This window comes from Cobetia sp. SIMBA_158, assembly GCF_046566945.1.
In the GTDB taxonomy this organism is placed as follows: domain Bacteria; phylum Pseudomonadota; class Gammaproteobacteria; order Pseudomonadales; family Halomonadaceae; genus Cobetia; species Cobetia amphilecti.
Genome location: NZ_JAWJYL010000507.1, coordinates 1 through 264 on the forward strand (window position 1 = coordinate 1; position 264 = coordinate 264).

At 39.8% G+C, this 264-nt stretch carries 1 protein-coding gene; it reads right to left on the reverse strand.

Features of this window, described 5'->3' with window-relative positions; translation table 11 throughout:
- Positions 1-264 (reverse strand): hypothetical protein (locus R2R70_RS20870; RefSeq protein WP_410979030.1); only part of this gene is annotated, 264 nt, incomplete at both ends.

The following is a 264-nucleotide window of genomic DNA, read 5'->3' on the forward strand; positions in this document are numbered from 1 at the left end:
TCAGCTTTTGCTTTATTAACGGCGCCGGTGACAAAGTCGAGTACATTTTTAACTATTGCTTCAAAATCAAAAAGGGGCTTATCTGCTTTTTTTTCTTGAACAGGCAAACCAAGCTGCTCTGCCATTTTATCACCTAAAACTTTAGCAGCTAATTCTTTACCTCGTTGCTGATAGCTGTCTTGCGGAGACGCGATGGTAGGTTGTTGTACATCAGCTTTGTTGTTGAATTTGTTTATGTTCTGGCTTGGTACAAAGCCATAATTG